This window comes from Viridibacillus arvi (assembly GCF_001274945.1).
GTDB lineage: Bacteria > Bacillota > Bacilli > Bacillales_A > Planococcaceae > Viridibacillus > Viridibacillus arvi.
Map to the genome: position 1 here is coordinate 1 of NZ_LILB01000017.1, position 2,593 is coordinate 2,593.

Consider the following 2,593-nt stretch of genomic DNA (forward strand, 5'->3'; position numbering starts at 1 on the left):
GCTACTATCAATCTATAAATTGAATAAAAAATAGTCAACCAGATTTCTCTCTGGCTGACCTTATAATACGAACGGGGGCTTTAGTAGAAGATCTTTGAGCTGTTCAGACAGCTCTTTTTTTCTATAAAACCCGGCAAAAATATCTATTTTGAATTAAAAACAAAAAGGGGAGAATAAATAACATTATGAATACTACAAAAAAACCAAAAAATACTGAAAGTAATATTTTCGATCCCATAGAGTCTGATAATAAGGCAATGAATGGTATTTCTCTTAATCGCTGGAGCTTAAAAACAAAGCCTAAAGGTATACGCTATATTGGATATACCCTTTTAACTTTCTTTATTATTTTATTTATTTTCATTATTTATCAAACATTATAAAAAGTTCTCTTATCTTTCCAAAACCTCTCACAAAGAAAAATTCTCCATTGTCGCATCCACCTCATCTTCTGTGACCGGGAAATAGCTTCTTTCACTAACGGGGCAGGTTAGTGAAAGAAGAAATGTTAATTAATTTTTCTGAAAATAATGCTTTAATTAATTATTCTTCAATGTTTTGTGAATCACATCAATTAACATTGGAGTGATTTTTAAACAAAAGGAGACACACATATGGAACTTGAAACTAATAGACTAAAAATTATATCTTGTACAGTAAAAACAGTTCAAATTGCTTTAAATCAAAACTATGATAACGGACCTGAAATTCCAAATAATTTGGAACGGTTAGCTAAAGACACTTCTTTACTAAACTGGGGAAGTTGGATGGTTGTTCGTAAGTCTGATGATATAGTAATTGGTGATTTGGAATTTAAAGGGAAACCGGATGGAAAAGGAGTAGTAGAAATTGGTTATGGTTTCCTTAAAGAGTATTGGAATAATGGTTATGCTACGGAAGCTGTTGGAGCGTTAATACAATGGGCTTTTGATACATCTAAAGTGGAAAAAGTAATAGCAGGTACACTGCAAGACAACTATGGCTCTATTCGAGTTTTAGAAAAACTGGGTATGAAAAAAGTTGGATATACAGAAACAATGATTGATTGGGAATTATCGAAACAAATTTGTTGATAATTACTTTAGGAATATATATTTGTGCAGTGGTAATGATTTTGCCTCGTTTAGATGTTTAACACATATAAAATTCCCTCCAATGAATGAAAGGAGTTTTTGTTTTTATAGCAATTTGTGAATTGTTTCACTTAAAGTAACGGGGTGCTTTACTTGAAGATCATTGAGTTGCATATGCAGCTCTTTTTTTCTTTATTGAACTAACGGGGCAGGTTAGTTGAAGAAGAAAAAGGGGATTTTAGGTATTTTGTCGAAATAGTTCACTAACGATTAAAATGAGGTGGATTTTTTTATGGAATTTATAATAGATAATAAATGCTTTAACAAAGCAATTTCAGAAGTTAGTAAAGCAGTATCATTAAAAACACCTTTCCCTATTTTGTCAGGTATTAAGATAATTGCTAATAGTAATTGTTTAGTCCTTGTCGGAAGCAATTCTGATATTGTTATTGAAAAAGTTATTCCTTTAACGATTGATGGTGTAAAAGTATTGGAAGTTTATAATGCTGGTAGTGTTGTTATTCCTGCCAAATATTTAAGTGAAATTGTTAAGAAATTACCAGGTGAAATACATTTAAAAGTAAACGAAAAACAATTAGTTACCATCAAATCCGATGAAATTGTAACCAAAGTATACGGATTTAATGCTGAAGAGTACCCAAGTCTACCTCAAATTGACGAAGCTAAATACATTAAAATCCCCAGTGTTGAATTAATAGAAATTATTAAACAAACTGTGTTTGCAGTCTCAAAGAGTGAATCTAAACCTGTGTTGACAGGAGTAAATATGTCATTTAAGGATAACCACCTTTCATGTGTTGCAACAAATTCCCATCGTTTAGCGTTAAGAGAGCTTGCAATAGAATCAAATTTAAGTGGTTCATTCATTGTTCCAAGTACAAGTCTAAATGAGCTTATCAAGTTAATTGATAAGGAAACTGGTGCCATACATATATTTGTAACAGATAGCTATATTGTATTTAAATCAAATACTATCTCACTTTTTTCAAGGTTAATTGATGGTAATTATCCTAACATTTCAGGATTATTGCCAAATGATTCGAAGACAATAATTACTCTCAACACAAATCTGCTATTAAAAGGAATTGATAGAGCTTGTCTTTTTGCTAGCGAATGGAAAAATAACAATATTCATTTAGAAATCAAAAATGATACAAAAATAAGAATATCCTCGAACTCATCAGAAATAGGTAAAATAGAAGAAACTCAAAATATTAAAACTATTAATGGTGAGACCGATTTAAGTATTTCACTTGATGGAAGCTTTTTAATGGACGCCTTAAAAGTAATAAAAGAAGAAGAGATAAGAATAAGTTTTGGTGGTTCAATGAGGCCAGTCTTAATTGAACCTATTGATAATTCTTCTTATTTTCATCTTATTTCACCAGTGCGTTCATATTAAATAGACAATGTTCTTATTGCACTAACGGGTGCTTTACTTGAAGATCATGGAGTTGCATAGGCAGCTCTTTTTTCTTATTGAACTAAGGATGTAGTTT

The 2,593-nt window shown here is 30.9% G+C and carries 3 protein-coding genes; all 3 read left to right on the top strand.

Going from position 1 to position 2,593, the window contains the following annotated elements; genetic code table 11:
• Positions 1-185 precede the first annotated feature (185 nt).
• The gene (locus AMD00_RS22570) at positions 186-383 is read left to right on the top strand and encodes a hypothetical protein (protein WP_053419249.1); all 198 of its coding nucleotides are present in this window, start codon (positions 186-188) and stop codon (positions 381-383) included.
• 231 nt (positions 384-614) lie between these two features.
• Positions 615-1,073 (top strand): GNAT family N-acetyltransferase, encoded by a 459-nt coding sequence (locus tag AMD00_RS22575; RefSeq protein WP_053419250.1) that lies wholly within the window; start codon positions 615-617, stop codon positions 1,071-1,073.
• A gap of 292 nt (positions 1,074-1,365) precedes the next feature.
• Positions 1,366-2,496 carry a DNA polymerase III subunit beta gene (dnaN, locus tag AMD00_RS22580; protein ID WP_053419251.1) on the top strand — a complete coding sequence of 377 codons (1,131 nt, stop codon included), beginning with the start codon at positions 1,366-1,368 and terminating at the stop codon, positions 2,494-2,496.
• Positions 2,497-2,593: the final 97 nt, after the last annotated feature.

Excerpts from the sequence above, each read along its gene's own strand:
- AMD00_RS22570 (WP_053419249.1), top strand. The coding sequence starts at position 186 with ATGAATACTACAAAAAAACCAAAAAATACTGAAAGTAATATTTTCGAT.
- dnaN (WP_053419251.1), top strand. The coding sequence starts at position 1,366 with ATGGAATTTATAATAGATAATAAATGCTTTAACAAAGCAATTTCAGAA.
- AMD00_RS22575 (WP_053419250.1), top strand. The coding sequence starts at position 615 with ATGGAACTTGAAACTAATAGACTAAAAATTATATCTTGTACAGTAAAA.